This window comes from Kitasatospora sp. NPDC059747, from assembly GCF_042732955.1.
In the GTDB taxonomy this organism is placed as follows: Bacteria; Actinomycetota; Actinomycetes; order Streptomycetales; family Streptomycetaceae; genus Kitasatospora.
The window spans coordinates 1-2,920 of record NZ_JBHWGV010000259.1 but is presented as its reverse complement, the minus strand read 5'-3'; the positions used below and the strand labels follow the sequence as shown (position 1 = coordinate 2,920).

The 2,920-nt window shown below is 72.3% G+C and carries 2 protein-coding genes; both read left to right on the top strand.

The window, feature by feature from the left end; genetic code table 11:
- Window positions 1–144: 144 nt before the first annotated feature.
- Entirely contained in the window at window positions 145–783 is a 639-nt protein-coding gene (locus ACFV4G_RS43305; protein ID WP_380449140.1) for a hypothetical protein, read from the top strand.
- 330 nt (window positions 784–1,113) lie between these two features.
- The coding region (locus tag ACFV4G_RS43300; RefSeq protein ID WP_380449138.1) for an FG-GAP-like repeat-containing protein at window positions 1,114–2,920 on the top strand (1,807 nt) is incomplete at its 3' end.

The window sequence follows — 2,920 nt, the reverse complement described above, 5'->3', positions numbered from 1 at the left end:
CGCGGCACCGCCGCCGGGGACCGAACGCCCTCCCCGCCCCGGGGAGCGGGACCGGTCCCCGCTCGTTCGCGATCGGCGCCCCGCCGTGACCGCGGAGGGCGCGGGGATTACGCGCAGGCCTCCCACCTGGGAGATCATTCGTCCATGGACACCGAGATCGACACCGAGACCCTCGTACGCACCCGCCGCTCCCTGCACGCCGTCGCCGAACTGGTCCTGGCCGGGCCGCAGTACCGCACCGACGGCACGATCCGGCTGAAGGCGAGTGCGGGCGGCTTCGCCACGTCCGTCGGGGCGGAGCTGCGCGTGGTCGGGGCGGAGCTGGTGGCGCCGGGGCAGGTGCTGTCCCTCGAATGGACCACGTGCGCCGCGCTCGGGGCGGCCCTCGGGCTGTCGGCCGGCGCACCCGCCGGGCTGTACGGGGACGGGGCGGGCCGGGCGGCCGACGACTCGATCGAGGTGGACCCGGCCGCCGCCCACCGGCTGCTGGACGGCTTCGCGGTCGGCGACGCCGCGCTGCGCGGGCTGTTCCCGGGGACGGAACCGGTCATCTGGCCCGAGCACTTCGACATCGGCGTGACCGTCGGCGACGTGAACTACGGCGTCTCGCTCGGCGACTCCTACCTCCCGTTGCCGTACGCGTACGTCGGCCCGCACACCGCGCGGGAGGGCGGCTTCTGGAACGCGCCGTTCGGTGCCGCCCGGCCGCTGGGTGCACTCGCGGGCGTCATGGGTGTGATGGCGTTCCTGGAGGAGGGGCGCCGCCTGGCCACCGGCGCCTGACGGGTCGGAGGGCTGGTGACCGAGGGCTGGTGGCCGAGGGCCGGTGACCCGCGGAGAGGGCTGTGATACCGCTCACGGCTCTTTTCCCCGGCGGTGATTTCACGCGCCCTGATTGCCCGAAATATCAGTTTCATGGCCCTGCCGATGGCGGATTGACACCGGATTGACGGTCGGTCGGGCCGACCGTCCGTCAGTTCCCGCCACCGGCCGGGATTCGGTCCGTTTGACGTACGCGAAATGCGCCCAGTAGCTTTCGGAAAGTTTGTTTGAACTTTGCCAGCTCGGGGGCGTTGGCGATTCCCCGGGCATGTCGATTTACGGGGAGTTGTTTTGCGAATAAGCCGGAGACTGATAAGGCCGCTGGCGGCGGCACTGGCCGTTCCCGCCCTGGCCACGTTCTCGTCCTCGCCGGCGACGGCCGCGGAGCCGGCCAAGCCGTCCGCGGCGGAGGACTTCTCCTACCCGGGCGCGGCGAAGGTCCTCGCCGACCGGAACATCACGCTCAAGGCGGGCGACGGGCACATCGTGCTCGCCGACTGCGCGTCGGGCCCGGGCCTGGTGGAGCTGTACAGCCGGGCGGCCACTCCGAGCCAGGTCTGTTTCAGGATCACCGGGCCGACGGGGTACCTGTCGCTGGAGATCCCGCAGATCTACAACATCAAGGGCGACGACCACACGATCAAGGCCACGCTGAACACCGCGGGCACGGTCAGCAGCGTCGACGTCAACAAGAACGCCTGGACCCCGGTCGGCGAGGGCGGCACCAGCGGCTCGACCACGCTGCTGGAGCTCAACGCCACCGACGGCCCCGCCGCGACGCCCGCGGCCGGGTCCAACCCGGCGATCGGCACCGTCACGGTCGGGCAGCCCGGCCACCCGGGCTCGCGCTCCTGCACCGCCACGCTGATCGCCCCGCAGTGGGTGCTGTCGGCGGCCGGGTGCTTCACCGACAAGCCGGACGACCCGAGCACCGTTCCGGCGGGCATCCCGAAGGCCCGGACCACGGTCACCATCGCCGGTCACGGGTACGACGTCTCCACGCTCGTGCCGCGGAGCGACCGCGACGTCATGATGATCCGTCTGGTCGAGCCCGCCAACGGCGTCACCCCGGTGGCCGTCGCGACGGCCGCGCCGGCCGCCGGCGAGGACCTGCAGGTGCTCGGTTTCGGCCGCACCAAGTCCGACTGGCTGCCGGCCCAGTCCCACAGCGCGACGCTGACGACCGGCGCCGTGGCCTCCTCCAGCGTGGACCTCACCGCCAAGACCGCGGCCGACACCGTCTGCAAGGGCGACGCCGGTGCCCCGGCGCTGCGTGCCAAGAACGGCGGCGTCGAGCTCGCCGCCGTCATCAGCCGTGCCTGGCAGGGCGGTTGCCTCGGTGAGACGGAGACCCGCCAGGGTGCCACCGAGACCCGGGTCGACGACATCGCCGGGTGGATCGCGGACACCCGCGACCACCGCTCGGCGACTGCGAACGAGGTCGGGGGCAGCGGTCGGCTGCGCTGGGCCGACTTCGACGGCGACGGCAAGCCCGACTACGTCACCATCGAGGACGACGGTTCGGTCAACGTGTGGCTCAACCGCGGCGGTGACGGGGCCGGCGGCTGGCAGTCGATCGGCAAGGTCGCCGGGGGCGTCACCACCGACCGCAGCCGGGTCCGTCTCGCGGACTTCGACGGGGACGGCAAGGCCGACTACTGGGTGATCAACCCCGACGGTTCGGTCAACGTGTGGCTCAACCGCGGCGGTGACGCGGCCGGTAGCGCCGGCTGGCTGCCCCTCGGCCGGGTGGCCACCGGTCTGACCACCGACCAGGACCAGGTGCGCTTCGCCGACTTCGACGGCGACGGCAAGGCCGACTACTGGCTGATCAAGCCCGACGGCTCCGTCACCGTGTTCCTCAACCGCGGCGGCGACCCGGTCGGTTCCGGTGGCTGGCAGTCCGCCGGCCAGGTTGCCGGGGGTGTCACGACCGACCGCAGCCGGGTCCGGCTGGCCGACTTCGACGGTGACGGCAAGGCCGACTACTGGGTGATCAACCCCGACGGTTCGGTCAACGTGTGGCTCAACCACGGGGGCGACCCGGCCGGCTCCGGCGGCTGGCAGCCGATCGGCAAGGTGGCCACCGGTCTGACCA

Excerpts from the sequence above, each read along its gene's own strand:
- ACFV4G_RS43305 (WP_380449140.1), top strand. The coding sequence starts at position 145 with ATGGACACCGAGATCGACACCGAGACCCTCGTACGCACCCGCCGCTCC.